This window comes from Pantoea sp. X-Soil-OKNW-556 (assembly GCF_059730695.1).
The window spans coordinates 2,643,169-2,656,759 of the sequence record NZ_AP035990.1 but is presented as its reverse complement, the minus strand read 5'-3'; the positions used below and the strand labels follow the sequence as shown (position 1 = coordinate 2,656,759).

20 protein-coding genes are annotated in these 13,591 nt (G+C 51.6%); 18 read left to right on the top strand and 2 right to left on the bottom strand.

Annotated features, from left to right (window positions below; translation table 11 throughout):
* The first annotated feature begins 35 nt into the window (after positions 1 to 35).
* From AC6I8T_RS12520 to AC6I8T_RS12465, 12 genes are all read left to right on the top strand, one after another.
* Entirely contained in the window at positions 36 to 197 is a 162-nt protein-coding gene (locus AC6I8T_RS12520) for a hypothetical protein (RefSeq protein WP_497833946.1), read from the top strand.
* A 52-nt stretch (positions 198 to 249) separates the two neighbouring features.
* Positions 250 to 1,248, top strand: a complete 999-nt coding sequence (locus AC6I8T_RS12515; protein ID WP_497833945.1) for a replication protein — start codon at positions 250 to 252, stop codon at positions 1,246 to 1,248.
* Complete coding sequence (locus AC6I8T_RS12510; RefSeq protein ID WP_497833944.1) at positions 1,245 to 2,627, top strand: replicative DNA helicase; 1,383 nt, start codon at positions 1,245 to 1,247, stop codon at positions 2,625 to 2,627. Before AC6I8T_RS12515 ends, AC6I8T_RS12510 begins: the two co-directional genes overlap by 4 nt.
* Entirely contained in the window at positions 2,627 to 2,983 is a 357-nt protein-coding gene (locus tag AC6I8T_RS12505) for a RusA family crossover junction endodeoxyribonuclease (protein WP_497834302.1), read from the top strand. Before AC6I8T_RS12510 ends, AC6I8T_RS12505 begins: the two co-directional genes overlap by 1 nt.
* A 37-nt stretch (positions 2,984 to 3,020) precedes the next feature.
* Positions 3,021 to 3,860, top strand: coding sequence for an antitermination protein Q (locus AC6I8T_RS12500; RefSeq protein WP_497833943.1), 840 nt, complete (start codon positions 3,021 to 3,023; stop codon positions 3,858 to 3,860).
* Between the two features lie 227 nt (positions 3,861 to 4,087).
* The gene (locus tag AC6I8T_RS12495; RefSeq protein ID WP_497833942.1) at positions 4,088 to 4,654 is read left to right on the top strand and encodes a hypothetical protein; all 567 of its coding nucleotides are present in this window, start codon (positions 4,088 to 4,090) and stop codon (positions 4,652 to 4,654) included.
* A 300-nt stretch (positions 4,655 to 4,954) separates the two neighbouring features.
* Positions 4,955 to 5,293 carry a phage holin, lambda family gene (locus AC6I8T_RS12490; protein WP_497833941.1) on the top strand — a complete coding sequence of 113 codons (339 nt, stop codon included), beginning with the start codon at positions 4,955 to 4,957 and terminating at the stop codon, positions 5,291 to 5,293.
* Between the two features lie 3 nt (positions 5,294 to 5,296).
* Positions 5,297 to 5,926, top strand: a complete 630-nt coding sequence (locus AC6I8T_RS12485) for a glycoside hydrolase family 19 protein (protein ID WP_497833940.1) — start codon at positions 5,297 to 5,299, stop codon at positions 5,924 to 5,926.
* Positions 5,856 to 6,134 carry a DUF7940 domain-containing protein gene (locus AC6I8T_RS12480; RefSeq protein WP_497833939.1) on the top strand — a complete coding sequence of 93 codons (279 nt, stop codon included), beginning with the start codon at positions 5,856 to 5,858 and terminating at the stop codon, positions 6,132 to 6,134. The genes AC6I8T_RS12485 and AC6I8T_RS12480 overlap by 71 nt, the downstream gene beginning before the upstream one ends.
* Positions 6,131 to 6,523, top strand: coding sequence for a DUF2570 family protein (locus AC6I8T_RS12475; RefSeq protein ID WP_497833938.1), 393 nt, complete (start codon positions 6,131 to 6,133; stop codon positions 6,521 to 6,523). The genes AC6I8T_RS12480 and AC6I8T_RS12475 overlap by 4 nt, the downstream gene beginning before the upstream one ends.
* Complete coding sequence (gene lysC / locus AC6I8T_RS12470; RefSeq protein WP_497833937.1) at positions 6,411 to 6,671, top strand: Rz1-like lysis system protein LysC; 261 nt, start codon at positions 6,411 to 6,413, stop codon at positions 6,669 to 6,671. The genes AC6I8T_RS12475 and lysC overlap by 113 nt, the downstream gene beginning before the upstream one ends.
* Complete coding sequence (locus AC6I8T_RS12465; RefSeq protein ID WP_497833936.1) at positions 6,668 to 6,910, top strand: DUF1378 family protein; 243 nt, start codon at positions 6,668 to 6,670, stop codon at positions 6,908 to 6,910. The genes lysC and AC6I8T_RS12465 overlap by 4 nt, the downstream gene beginning before the upstream one ends.
* 75 nt (positions 6,911 to 6,985) lie before the next feature.
* Here AC6I8T_RS12465 and AC6I8T_RS12460 read toward each other — a convergent pair whose 3' ends face one another.
* Positions 6,986 to 7,342, bottom strand: coding sequence for a TonB family protein (locus AC6I8T_RS12460; RefSeq protein WP_497833935.1), 357 nt, complete (start codon positions 7,340 to 7,342; stop codon positions 6,986 to 6,988).
* A gap of 125 nt (positions 7,343 to 7,467) precedes the next feature.
* On the opposite strand from AC6I8T_RS12460, the gene AC6I8T_RS12455 reads away from it, so the two are divergent.
* Complete coding sequence (locus tag AC6I8T_RS12455) at positions 7,468 to 8,781, top strand: colicin-like pore-forming protein (RefSeq protein WP_497833934.1); 1,314 nt, start codon at positions 7,468 to 7,470, stop codon at positions 8,779 to 8,781.
* Positions 8,782 to 8,898: 117 nt separating this feature from the next.
* Complete coding sequence (locus tag AC6I8T_RS12450; protein WP_497833933.1) at positions 8,899 to 9,144, top strand: hypothetical protein; 246 nt, start codon at positions 8,899 to 8,901, stop codon at positions 9,142 to 9,144.
* Between the two features lie 65 nt (positions 9,145 to 9,209).
* On the opposite strand, the gene AC6I8T_RS12445 is transcribed toward AC6I8T_RS12450, so the two are convergent.
* A complete protein-coding gene (locus AC6I8T_RS12445) occupies positions 9,210 to 9,407 on the bottom strand; it encodes a hypothetical protein (protein WP_497833932.1) in 198 nt (65 codons plus the stop codon).
* A 103-nt stretch (positions 9,408 to 9,510) separates the two neighbouring features.
* Between AC6I8T_RS12445 and AC6I8T_RS12440 the strand changes: the two genes are divergently transcribed.
* Genes AC6I8T_RS12440 through AC6I8T_RS12425 form a run of 4 tightly spaced genes read left to right on the top strand, consistent with a single transcriptional unit; the run spans position 9,511 to position 13,580 of the window.
* Positions 9,511 to 10,140: a putative metallopeptidase gene (locus AC6I8T_RS12440; RefSeq protein WP_497833931.1), complete on the top strand. Its 630-nt coding sequence runs from the start codon at positions 9,511 to 9,513 to the stop codon at positions 10,138 to 10,140.
* 31 nt (positions 10,141 to 10,171) lie between these two features.
* On the top strand, positions 10,172 to 10,651 hold the full coding sequence (locus AC6I8T_RS12435; protein WP_497833930.1) for a DUF2280 domain-containing protein: 480 nt from the start codon (positions 10,172 to 10,174) through the stop codon (positions 10,649 to 10,651).
* Positions 10,638 to 12,110: a phage terminase large subunit family protein gene (locus tag AC6I8T_RS12430; protein WP_497833929.1), complete on the top strand. Its 1,473-nt coding sequence runs from the start codon at positions 10,638 to 10,640 to the stop codon at positions 12,108 to 12,110. The genes AC6I8T_RS12435 and AC6I8T_RS12430 overlap by 14 nt, the downstream gene beginning before the upstream one ends.
* A 12-nt stretch (positions 12,111 to 12,122) precedes the next feature.
* Positions 12,123 to 13,580 carry an anti-CBASS protein Acb1 family protein gene (locus AC6I8T_RS12425; protein ID WP_497833928.1) on the top strand — a complete coding sequence of 486 codons (1,458 nt, stop codon included), beginning with the start codon at positions 12,123 to 12,125 and terminating at the stop codon, positions 13,578 to 13,580.
* Positions 13,581 to 13,591 lie beyond the last annotated feature (11 nt).

The window sequence follows — 13,591 nt, the reverse complement described above, 5'->3', positions numbered from 1 at the left end:
GGGTACTTCATTGCTTTGAGAAAGCGAGGTCAATTATGCGCCATAAACGCCGTAAACCGCAACCAGAAAACACTGTACATAAAGACATGGCGCGTGATGAGTTTGCGCGCCAGATAGCGCCCGGCGTCGGGCGTCATCTCCGTGATGCTCTTGAGCAGGCCAAACAGCTGAAGCGTGAGAGGTCCGGGGATGAGTAACACTGCTGAGGTTATCAATTTTCCCGCTCGCACAGAGCGTGTGGAGTCACGCATGGCCGATACCGATGATGGGTTCACTCGGCTGGCTAACGAGCTGTATGAGGAGCTGATTGGCGCTAACCTCACGCGTAACCAGGCGAAGGTAGCGCACGCTGTGTGCCGTAAAACTTATGGCTTCAACAAAAAGCTGGACCGCATCTCTGACAGCCAGATTTCTGAGCTGACTAAACTTCCACGCCAGAAGGTGAACAAGGCTAAGAATGAGCTGATTGCCATGCGCGTTCTGCTTCGTGAAGGGATGAACATTGGCCCTAACAAGTGCCTTTCTGACTGGAAAATTCCAGAGTGTCACCAAAACGGTGTCACTGTCACCGAAACAGTGACAAATAGTGTCACCGAATCAGTGACAGGGTTGTCACCAAAACGGAGACACACAAAAGACACTATTCAAAAGACAATAAATACAGATCCCCCTAACCCCCAGAAGGGGGAATTTTCGGAGGAAGTTCTCTCACAGGCAAAACAGGTCCTGGAATATTACAACGAGGTCACAGGCACTGCCTGCCGCTCTGCTGAAGCTTTTGCCGTTTTACTCACAGAACGCTCTGCCCGTGCGGCCTACACCGTTGATGACCTGCAACTGGTGATCCGCTGGGTTTCCCTGACGTGGAAGCGCCGTAATGGCGCCGTTGCGAAACCGGCAAATATCTGCCGGGTGAACCGATTTGACGGCTATCTGGCCGACGCCACCATCTGGAGCAAGAACCTGGTGGACATCGATTGTGAGGCAGTCGTCGATGCATGGAACGAAATCACTGATGGTCGCCTGGCCACTGCTGAACTTGACCGGGATCGAGAAAATGCCATCCGTGCACTGTTGGCTCATATGTCGAAAAAGTCTGTCGAAGCGTTTCGCATGTATTTCAGTGCTTTCATGGCTGACGCTCGTGAGTTCCATTTCGGCGGCCCTGATGGCACTGGCTGGCGTGCCAACTTCGATTACCTGATGAAACCCGAAACGCTCCGTAAAGTCCGGGAAGGTGCACTATGAGTGATCTGCACCTCGAAGCCAGCGTGATTGGTTGCCTGCTGCGTTCCGGCCTGACGCCCGATGCTTTGGACGTTCTGAACTCGGTTGAATCCACCGCGTTCACCAACTCGTTCTACAGCCGTCTGTACATCGAGATTAAGCGCCAGGCGACGCACAAGAAAATGATCGACGCGCTGCTGGTGGCGGAGTCTATGGGCAATGAGCCGGGCATCTTTGCGGATGTGATGGAAACCGTGAAAGTGGTTCCGAGCGCGGCCAACCTGAAGGGCTACGCCAAACGCCTCAACGAGAAGGCCATGATCAGCGGATTTGCCCGGCTGATGGAAACGCATTACGACAAAATCACCGGGGCAATAAACCATGATCTGGCAGTCGAGCAGATCCAGGCATTCACGCGTGAGCTGATGACCATCAATCGCACGGATGATGAAGTGCAGCCGGTTCGTGTTAGTGACCTGCTCGATGGTTACCTGGAAAATCTGGAGAAGCGCGTCAGTGATCCGGAAGATTCATTCACCGTAAAAACCGGCATACCCGAACTCGATGAAATTACCGGTGGGCTGAATGACACTGACCTGATCATCCTTGCGGCTCGTCCCGGTATGGGTAAAACCGAACTGGCGCTGAAGATTGCCGAATGCATTGCTCAGCGTTCTGTCACCCTCGGCACGGAGAAGGTGAAGCGGGGCGTGCTTATTTTTAGCATGGAGATGCAGGGCCAGCAGATTGTCGAGCGCCAGCTGGCAAACGCTTCAAATTTATCGGTTTCCAAACTCCGTAAAGCGCAGGAGCTGGAGGACGAGGATTGGGGCCGAATCTCTATGGGTATCGCACAACTCGCAAACCTCGATGTGTGGGTGGTCGATGCCACTAACCTCAGCATTGACCAAATCCGGGCAGTAGCCACGCGCCATAAGCAGCGTTATCCAGGCCTGTCGCTCATTTTGGCTGACTATCTCGGCCTCATCAGAAAGCCCTCAGCCGAACGTAACGACCTGGCGATTGGCGAAATCACTCGCGGCCTGAAGACGATGGCAATGGGACTGCACACCCCCGTGATGTGCCTCAGCCAGCTTTCTCGCGATGTGGAAAAGCGCCCGAACAAACGTCCGGTTAATGCCGATCTGCGCGACAGCGGCAGCATTGAGCAGGATGCCGACGGTATCTGGTTTATTTATCGCGATGGTGCATACAACCCCGACAGCCCGGCGGCCAACATTGCTGAAATCATCATTGGCAAAAACCGCCACGGTGCCCAGGGCATTGTTTATCAGGAATTCCGTAACGGCCATTTCATCGACACCGACCAGGCTGTCGCGGCGCAACTCGCCCGCGAGAAACCGGCCTATGGTGGCAAGCATGACAGGAGAGACTTTTGATCCAGATTTACGACATTAAGCCTTTGGGAAAGCCACGTATGACACAGCGTGACAAATTCCAGAAACGTCCCGAGGTGCTACGTTACCGGGCGTTTTGCGATGAGGTTCGCCTGAGGGGCGTAACTCTGCATGCAGCCGGATGTCACATTACTTTTGTTCTACCGATGCCTGACAGCTGGAGCAAAAAGAAAAGGGCTGAGTTAGTTGGTCGCCCGCATCTGCAAAAGCCTGATGTGGACAACATGTTTAAAGCGCTGATGGATGCAGTGTTCAGAGACGACAGCGCGGTATGGGATGCGCGGATCACCAAGATTTGGGGGGAGAAGGGACAAATACGGATCGAGAGCAATACCTGACTGATGTACCACGCCAATAAATATCAGGAGAATCACATTGAATCTGGAAAGCTCTATCAAATTTTTCGCGCCTAAATCACCTATGTTCAGCGATTCTCCACGGGCAACGGCCAGTGACAGCCTGACCATAACGGATGTGATGGCATCCTTTGGTCTTACCGAAGCGCAGGCACGCTTCGGCTTTGAGCTGTTTCTGTCGAAACTCGGCATCACTTCCAGTGACCGCGCCGTGGAGATGCTTACTGATTTTGGTCTGAGTCAGGCGGTGCGCTACCGGGCGATTGCCGTACTCGAAAACGATATTAAACGCGACCTGGTGCAATTGCTCGCAACATTCGCATATCAGGATTATTCACGCAGCGCGGCCAGCACCCGGCAGTGTCCTTGCTGTCACGGTAAAAAATTTATCGAAGCGGAGACGTTTACTAACAAAACGTATTATCCCGACGGCAAGCCGCCGAAATGGGCGCGTTGCACAAAAGGCGTATTCCCGTCGTACTGGGAAGAGGTGAAGGCAAAGCGTGAAGTCGTGCGCGCCCTGTGTAAATCATGCGACGGCAAAGGCGAAATCAGCAATGCCTGTCGCTGCCACGGAAAGGGGAAGGTGCTGGATAAAGAGCAAAGTGATTTACAGGGCGTACCGGTTATGAAGAACTGCCCGAAATGTTCTGGACGTGGTTATGCCCGGCTTCCGGGGGAAACGGTACGGCGCGCAGCCGGTTATGCAGTAATGGCTATCAGCGAGCCTACGTGGCGCCGCAGCTTTAAACCGTTCTATGAACTGCTGATCATCCAGTGCCACAAAGAGGAAGCGCACGCTGATGACATGCTTCAGAAGGTGACGAGAAATCGAGAAAATTTAGAAAAAATCAATTAGGTCCGATTCGTTGTATTGACGTTGTGACGAAAATGGCCCAATATCTCGCCAATGATAGGATTTTTGTGTGCTGTTCATCAGCGAAGAATCCGGTCAGTTGCATAATCTGTGACTAAATAAAGCGCCCTGAGGCCTCACCAGCCAGTAGGGCGTTTTTTTATGTGTGTTGTTTTCGGCTGATTAACGGGAGAGTATAATTTTGACTCTCTTCTTATGAGGCAATAAAAATGAAAACATGGACATTGTTAGCGCTACTGGCTTCACCATTATCAACATTTGCAGCGTTATCTCCTGTGCAGTATGTAACTGCGCCTGGCGGGAAGTTGGTTTACTACATCATGGCTGATGAGAGCAAAAAAGGGACGGAGGACTACGAAGGTGGTTCCCAAATTTTGCTGAAAAATTTCTCCTCTGGAAAAGATGAGGTACTTCTTAACTCTGCTCCAGACGCTGATCCTAAAAAAACACTTTACGGATTTAGCAACCTTAAATTATCTCAAGATGCAAAAACGATCTACTTTGAAACGGCAGCATGGGCTACTTCTTCTGCAATTCACTCGCTTGATATATCAACTCATCAAACTAAATATGTTACGGACGGAAGTTTAGTATGTGTTGTTGCTGGTGGGGAATATCAGGGGAAACTAATTGTCCAACAACATCGTTATTTCGTTCAAGGTGGTTCCTACGATTATCTTTATCTCTATGAAACTTCGGGGAAGAAATTAGGCATCGTTTCTGGTGATAATGTTACGAGAGAAGCAGTTCTATCTATGTGTCAGTCATTGGGCTAATTATACTTTCAAATCTGAGTGTAGTTATTTCATTCACCAAAAATAATCAATTTTAAAAACCAGCCGCCGATGCTGGTTTTTTCGTTTCTGCCGATTTAAAAATTTCAGAATTTCTCCTGAAGAAGGTCTGTTTTTATACAGGAAATTTCCACGTTCTGATTGGTATGCAGGTGACTGCGAGTCATTCATCCATTGGCCGACGAAGGGGGTTCTCAGGTGACAGTGAGAATATTAACCGGGTTCGCTGTGGTCACAATTTCCTCAATTCCTAAAAGCGAATCCCCTACAGGGGTAGAGACCATGAAAATGAACAATGACCCGCATTCATGGCCGGATGTGTATGAGCTTCTTCATAGCTGGTGGCGTGGAGACACACCGGTTGGTGCCGTTCTGCTGGCCTTTGTCATGGCAGGCTTGCGCATTGCTTATGGCGGCGGTGGATGGAAAAAGATGTTACTGGAAGGGCTATTGTGCGGTGCTTTAACGCTTACCGCGTCGTCAGGCCTCGAATACTTCTCAATACCAAAAGCGCTTTCTATCGCAATTGGCGGCGGAATCGGTTTTATCGGCGTCGAGCAGTTCAGAAAATTGCTCCTGAATATCCTTGCTATCCGCTTCGGTGGTAATCCTAAGGCTTAATCAATGAATCAGACTCAATTTCAGCAGGCGGCTGGTATAAGCGCCGGGTTAGCTGCGCGCTGGTTTCCGCATATTGATGCGGCCATGAAGGAATTTAGCATCAACGCACCGATTGACCAGGCGATGTTTATTTCACAAGCAGGCCATGAGAGTTCCGGTTTCTCCAGTCTGGTTGAGAGTTTCAACTACAGTATTGCCGGGTTGGCAGGCTTTATTAACGCCGGGCGGCTGACACAGGACCAGGCTAACGCTTTGGGCCGTCGGCTGAATGAACCTCCATTACCGCTGGCACGTCAGCGAGCTATTGCCAATCTGGTGTACAGCAAGCGCATGGGTAACAGCGCTGCGGGAGACGGCTGGTTTTATCGTGGGCGTGGTCTTATCCAGATCACTGGCCTGATGAATTACAGCAACTGTGGCACGGGCCTGAAAGTGGATCTGGTATCGCAGCCCGAACTGCTGGCGCAGGATGAATACGCCGCCCGCAGTGCTGCGTGGTTCTTTGCCAGCAAAGGTTGCCTGAAATACAGCGGTGACCTCCTGCGCGTTACTCAGATTATCAATGGCGGCCAGAATGGTATTGATGATCGGCGCGCCCGTTTTCTCAAAGCCAAATCGGTTCTGGTGGTGTGATATGAGGTTAGTCGCTGACTGGAAGCGCTCATGGCGCTGGTTGTCTGTTCACTGCCTCGCGCTCGCCGGTGCTATCCCGGCTGCCTGGGTATGGCTTCCTGATGACCTCAAGCGTCATATACCGCCCGATTACATGGGGGCCATCACAGCTGTGGTCGCTGTGTGCGGAATCGTTGGTCGTCTTGTGGATCAGGGTAAAAAGCCATGACAGCAGAGATTAAAGCGGGGATCGTCATCGTTCTTCTAATCATGCTGTTCAGCCTTATCGGCGCTGGTGGCTATTTTGGCTACCAGTTCAAAAGCAACAGCGACCGGGCTGATACTGCCGAGAATGCAGCAAAACAAGCCAGCACAGTGACGGCCAATGTGCTCAGGACCGTCTCGATCATCAACAGCATTGTCCAGGCGAATGCAGATGCAAAGCAGAAAACAGACCAGCAGTCAGCGGAGCGTATCGTCGTTATTCAGAAAGCCGTTGCTGACGATGAATGCGCTAAACGCCCTGTGCCTGCCGCTGCTGTTGAGCAGTTGCGGGACCACGCGAACCGAATACGTGCAGGTGCCACCCGTACCGTTGCCAGCCAGCCTGCTAATTGATTGTGTAATTCCCGAAATCCCTTACCAGATGACGTGGAGCGACAGCCTCACGCTGAACGAGCAACTGCTGGCCGTGATTGAGAAATGCAATCAGGACAAAGCAGACATCCGTACCATTGAACAATCCAGACAGGAACAAACTAAATGACTTTTATTCAAACTGTAATGCTGTGGTTCTCAACCCTCGGGGTTGCTCTTTACCTTATCTCGGGTGGCTGGGTAAAAATCCGGGATTACATTAAGGCAAAAGCGCAGGCCAAGTCTGATGCGATTGAGGCTGAAGTACAGGCGCGGCTTAAAGTAGCCCAAGCAACATCAGCAGATGCCCCGGCAGCGACTGCTACGTCCACTGAGGGGCCGGTAGTTGCAGGGACTGCCCCGGCATAAAGTTGGCGTTATCATCAAAAGGCGCATTCATGCGAGTGCGCCTCTAAGTGCTTTTCCGTTAGAGTTACTAAGATATTATTTTTTCGATTCTTTTTCTAAATCTTCACCTGAAGATAGCGTATATGTGACTTTGAAAATCAATCCCTTTCTGGGGTGGTTCTTAATATATTTCATGTTTGTTATTGTCTGAATTGCGGACTCGGAGAAATAGTATTTCGGCCACTCCTGAATAACTTTGGCATTATAAGTTCTGCCATCACTATCTACGTCATATTGAACCTTAACAACACCTGTCATCTTTCTATTATATGCAAGAGCTGGGTACGCAGGGGTTGGTACGTAAAGGAGTCCTTCAGAAGGATTTGCAGATGACTTTATGGATGTTGAGCATCCTGAAATTATTAAAATAAATCCGACTAAAATTGCTTTCATATTTAATCCGTTAATTTTCAATGTGAACAAGCACCATGCATGATAATGAAAATCGTTATCATTTGCAACTTAATGTATTTTCCTACGACTTATTAGTCGATTTTAAAATTTCATAAGGAACTGATATGACTGATGTAAGTAAGCTCATCGCTGCTGGATATACTCTGCAACCGAAGGATGATTCCTATCCTGATCAGGAGATATGGTCTCGTGGTGGACTTATTTCAGATGATACTCTTTTGTCTGAAGCATATAACGGTGGGGATTTATCAGCATATACAACATCAGATATTACCTCATCTGCCTATAACCTATCAGGCATGGAATCTTGGGAAGCAGGCTTGCAGGCAGCAATTGATGGTCTAAATGCTACATTTCCAATTCCACAGACACTGTCAGAGCTGAAATCGTTCAACTCATCCGAAGCTATTGCTCAAATTCAGGAAGGAATGCAATGGCAGAAAACAAGCCAGGCGACTTATAACGCTGCGCTTGATGCGAGTCTTAATGCACAAATTGCATATTTGAATGTTGATAAATCTAACGCGCTGAACAATGCACAGGCATATTTAGCCTTGGCAAAAGCAAGATCGACAGAAGTAAGTGCATATGTGAGTTACTTACAGAATGTAGCTTATACCGTTGGTGGTGAATGGCTTTATTATTCTGGTGGCGTTTGGTGGCCAGAAAATGAAGCTGAACTTGAGTCATCACAAGTCAAAGTAAACGAGCTAGCTGCGGAAAAAGATGACCTAAGCAAGCAAATTGTTGAGAGTCAGGCATCACTCTCAAATATTAATGCTGATATCACCCAAACGGAAGCTGATATTGTTAGCATTCAGAATGGTACTGTACCGGATCGGTTTAACTACACCCAAGCTGAAAAAGATGCTGAAGGGTATCTGGAAAATGCGATCAGCTTTTTCCAGAGTGTTTATGAGACTCTTGGTGAGAATGCAGCCAAAGAGGCCATGCGCCTTGCTAATGCCTCGGTAGGTAAAACAATCAGCAGTTATGCAGAAGCTGTTACAGCTTGGGAAAAATACGGGCTAGCAGTAGTGAGTAAATTTAGCAGCTCAGATCTCACTGCAATCGCCAACGCTCTTGAGTCGATGTCACAATCTGACGTTGAAGCTCAGTTCAAAAAATGGGCTGGGTATCTGGGTGATGCCAGCAAGTCATTGCAGATTGTGGACTTCGCGAAAGAGGTGGGGGATGCAGCCCGGTCTGGCAACTGGAATCCGGTGTTGAACTACATTTCCGCGTATCTGGCTGGTGAGGTTGTTTCCAATCTTACTGCATTTCTCTTTGGTTCGTTGGTTATAGGAACAGGTACTGCGGTGATGTTTGGTCTGTTGGCGCTGCTCCTGGCAACATACGCCGACGAAGACCATATGGAAGACCTTTCTGAGTGGCTTGACTCCATTCTCGCTGGTTAATGGATGCCCTAATGGCCGTCCACTTGGCGGCCTTGATTCTTCATCACAAGGCGCATTTACGAGTGCGCCTGATGATGAAATAGTTAATAATGTCATGGGCTAACCTAGGAGAGCGCCATGACAGAATATGAGATTGAAGACATTGCTGGGACTATGATTCCATTTAGAAATCTCAATATCCTTTCCATCGGGCCTATGAAAAGACTCGTTTGGCAGTGGGAAGAAAATGGCAATGTCAGAAGCCATAGTTTAATAGTCGAAGATGGGTCTGCCTTAACAGCATCCCAGCTCAGAGGGATGCTTGATTCAGAGATTCAGAGCATTATTGCTAAATATCCTGATGAAGAGTTTTCAAATAAATAGCGAATCAAGCTATCTAACTAGGCCGCCTCCGGGCGGTTTTTTATTGCAGAAGAAATTAATCTGCACTAACGCAAAGCGATCATGATGAAAGCAAAAATGGCGATAACGATAAGCACAATTGCGGCGATCTGTTGAGGCTCTAGATCACCAGCGCGATTAGATTGCTTAGGATTAGCCTCTGAGTGCATAGATTGCTTTCGGTTTCTTCTTGCCACTTGTTGCACAGCTCTCTGACCTTTGCTGCCTCTTGGCATTCCTTTCATGTTCTATCACTCCAGAAGTTAAAAGTTTTCTCTACCATAACATCAAAAGATTATTACTCAGCTCGTATATCGGCGCGTTTAGTAATGGTCATTAGGAGATAATATGGCTGATGATGAAATTGATCGGCCTACTGCGCCAGCCAACTTTATTGAAGATTTTCAACCTCACATAAAGCTGATCCCCGCGCCTGAGGTGCTCGAGTGGATAAACCAGCAAATCCTTTCGCAAGACGGTCACCTGCACAACCCCGACCATGCACATCTGATAGACGCCAATATCCGCGTTATGTGGGCATCATCGGCATTCGCCAAAAAGGGGCGCACGGTACTCGGCCAGGCCGAAGAGGTCGCGTTTCGCGCTGGCGGCTGGCAGAAAGCCCGGATGGAACAGCAGATGTATGAATGGTTCGGCGAGGTGCCGGATTACATCATCACGCTGGCCGCTGATTACTGTGCCGAATGCAGTGATGTTGAGTTCTGCGCACTGGTTGAGCATGAGCTGTACCACATCGCGCAAAAGGTGGATGAGTTCGGCGCGCCGGAGTTCACTCGCGAGGGCCAACCTAAGCTAACGTTGCGCGGCCACGATGTTGAAGAGTTCGTGGGAGTGGTACGACGCTATGGTGCCAGCGCAGAGGTTCAACAGCTTATCGATGCCTTCAGCCAACCGGCTGAGGTGGCAAAACTCGACATAGCCAGGGCGTGCGGCACATGTCTGCTGCGACTGGCTTAATTTTTGACTGTTTATGACGGGCAGGTAACCAATGGCGACACTGAAAGGTGAGGTCAAAGCCTTCATCGTCCAGTCCCTGGCCTGCTTTGACACCCCTTCAGCGGTGGTCGATTCCGTCAAGAAAGAATTTGGGATCGCCGTAAGCCGACAGCAGGTCGAATCTCACGACCCGACGAAGGTTAACGGGCGGGGGCTGGCACAAAAGTGGGTGGACATGTTCAACGCCACCCGCGAACGATTCCAGACTGAGTTAGCCGACATCCCGATCGCCAACAAAGCGTACCGGCTGCGCGCACTCGACCGCATGGCGACGCGCACCGAAGGCATGAAGAACTTCGCGCTGACCGCCCAACTGATTGAGCAGGCGGCCAAAGAGTGCGGCGACGCATTCACCAACCGGCAGAAAGTGGAGCACACCGGCAAAGATGGCGGCGCTATCCAGACATTCACCATGAGCAAAGAGGATTACAAATCCGCCCGGCAGGAGATGATGGAGGATGACGACTGCTGAGCAAAAGGTATTCGCGCGCCGGATAGAGTGTGAAGAGGATGGCATGTATTTTGCCCGCTACTTCTTCAAGCAGCGCACCGGCGGCAAGATGATAGTCGCGCCGCATCACCAGGTGATTCAGCAAACGCTTGATCGCGTCATCGATGGCGAGATTAAGCGCCTCGTTATCAACGTTCCGCCCGGTTACACCAAAACCGAACTGGCGACCATCAACATGATGGGGCGCGGGCTGGCGATTAACCGGCGCGCCCGCTTCATGCATCTGTCGTACTCGCATAATCTGGCGCTGCTCAACTCATCGACCGCGCGCGGGATGATTAAATCGAGCGCCTTTCAGGGCATGTGGCCTATGGATCTGCGCGACGACGCAGACAGTAAGGCCATGTGGTGGAACGAGTATGGCGGTGGCGTTTATGCGTCGTCGGCAGCTGGGCAGGTCACCGGCTTTCGTGCCGGGCATATGGAACCTGGTTGGCAGGGTGCGCTGATCATCGATGACCCGGTTAAGCCAGATGATGCATACAGCGATACCGTGCGCGGCGGCGTTAACGACCGTTTTAACGAAACCATCAAATCACGTCTGGCCGTCGAAACGACGCCGATGATCGTGATTATGCAGCGTATCCACTATCACGACCTCAGTGGTTATCTGCTGCGCGGCGGCAGCGGCGAAATGTGGCATCACCTGAATTTGCCGGTGATCATCGATAACAGCCGCAGCTATGCCGAGATATACCCGGATAACACCCACGCCATACCGATTGATCACGGCCTGCCTGATGGCTGGCTGTGGCCGTTCAAGCATAACGAGTCGCACCGTGTTTCACTCTTCTCCCACCGGCGCACCGCCGAGGCGCAGTACATGCAGAATCCGAAGCGTTTCAACGCCGAGGGCGCACTGTGGAATGAGGAGATGATCAGCGCGGCGCATGACATGCGGATCACGCAGGAACTCGCGCGCACCGTTGTTGCTATCGATCCACAGGCAACCAACAGCGAAGAGAGCGACGAATCAGGCATTGCGGTTGCCAGCGTGTACGGTAGCGGTGATGAGCGCCAGTACAGCCTCGACGCCGACTACAGCGGCAAATACTCGCCAAACGGCTGGGCTACGCGTGCGATTGAGGCGTATCACCAACATGATGCCGATGCGATTGTCATTGAAACCAACCAGGGCGGCGACATGGCGGAAGATACGCTGCGCAACGCTGGATTCTCTGGCCGCGTCATTCGTGTGCACGCCAGCAAGGGTAAGTTTGCCCGCGCCGAACCCATTTCCGCGCTCTATGCGCAGGGCCGCGTAGCGCACCGGGGCAGTCTGTATCAGGTTGAAAACCAGTTTATGGAGTACGTGCCAGCGACCGCGAAGAAATCACCTGACCGGCTCGACGCCGCTGTTTATGCCCTTACCGAACTATCAGAACCACAATCTCTTGGCATGTTGGTGCGCTCGCGCTGACGGAGGACACCAGTGAACGAAAGCCAGATGAAACAACAGCATGCCGCTAATGCCAGCCTTGAAAAGGAGCGGGGCAAATTTCTGTCGTCCCTTTACGGCGGCACAAGCAACACGAAGCGCCAGCGGCTGTATCAGGAATTCGGCTACCCGGTCGAATTGAGCTTCGACGATTTCTATCGCGCCTACACGCGCAACGCGATCGCCGGTGCATCAGTGCAACGGATGATTGATGGCTGCTGGGAAGATACCCCGGAAGTGTATGAAGGCGACGACACCAAAGACGCAACCAAACTGACCCCGTGGGATAAGCGTATCAATAAGTTGCTGAAACGCTGCTGGAAGCAGATTAAAGGCGCTGACCGGCGCAACTTGGTGGGGCGCTACTCGGCATTGCTGATTCAGGTGAAAGACAATAAAGCTTGGAGAGAGCCGGTCGACACAGCGGTTGTAGGCCGTCAGGCTGAGAAAGCGCTGGTGAAACTGATCCCGGCGTGGGAAGCGCAGATTGAGCCGATTGAATGGGACAGCGATGAGCAAAGCGAGACATTCGGCGATGTGAAGATGTATTCATTCGTCGAGATGCCGGTTGGCAACAACCGTGATCCGCGTCCGGGCCGCGTTATTAACGTGCACCCCGACCGCGTGATTATCCTCGCCGAAGGCTCTGAAGATGGCGCTATGACGTCCGGCCGGTCGATGCTTGAGGATGGATTCAACAAGCTGCTGGACATCGAGAAGGTGAGCGGTGGCGCGTCTGAAGGCTTTCTGAAGAACGCCAGCCGCCAGCTCAACTTCAGCTTCAGCAAGGATACGAACTTTGCCGCGCTGGCTAAAGCCCTTGGCGTGACCGAGGGGCAGCTGTCCGATGCGCTGGATAATCAGGTTCGCCGACTCAACGACAGCACCGACAGCGCCACATTCATGCAGGAAGGGACCGCCTCGGTGCTTTCAGTGGCCGCTGCCGATCCCGAACCAACGTGGCGAACTGCGCTGAGTGAGTGGTGCGCCACCGTGCCAATCCCGATGAAAGAGCTGGTGGGTATGCAGACCGGCGAACGCGCCTCAACCGAGGACGGCAAGAGCTGGGCGAAAACCCGAATGTCACGCCGCAATGGCTTTCTTACCGACGTGATCACCGACCTGGTCACGCGCTTCTGGACGCTGGGCATTGTGCCGCCACCAGAGTCAGGCGAAATCACGGTTGGCTGGTCTGATTTACTCGCGCCGAGCCAGTCCGAGAAGATTGCCAACATGAGCGCGATGGCCGATGTCGCCGTCAAAACGACGAATGCGCTGGGCCGCTCAGCCATCAGCGGCAACGAGGTGCGCGCGCAGGGCGAATTGCAGCCGGATCCGGAACTGGATGATATCGATGACAACCAACCACCTGCCAAACGTCCCGACCCTCTCAGCGGTGACGACGATGAACAGGAAACCACAAAGCCCGGTGATCCCCAGGTCGCGCGTTGACCCCACAATGT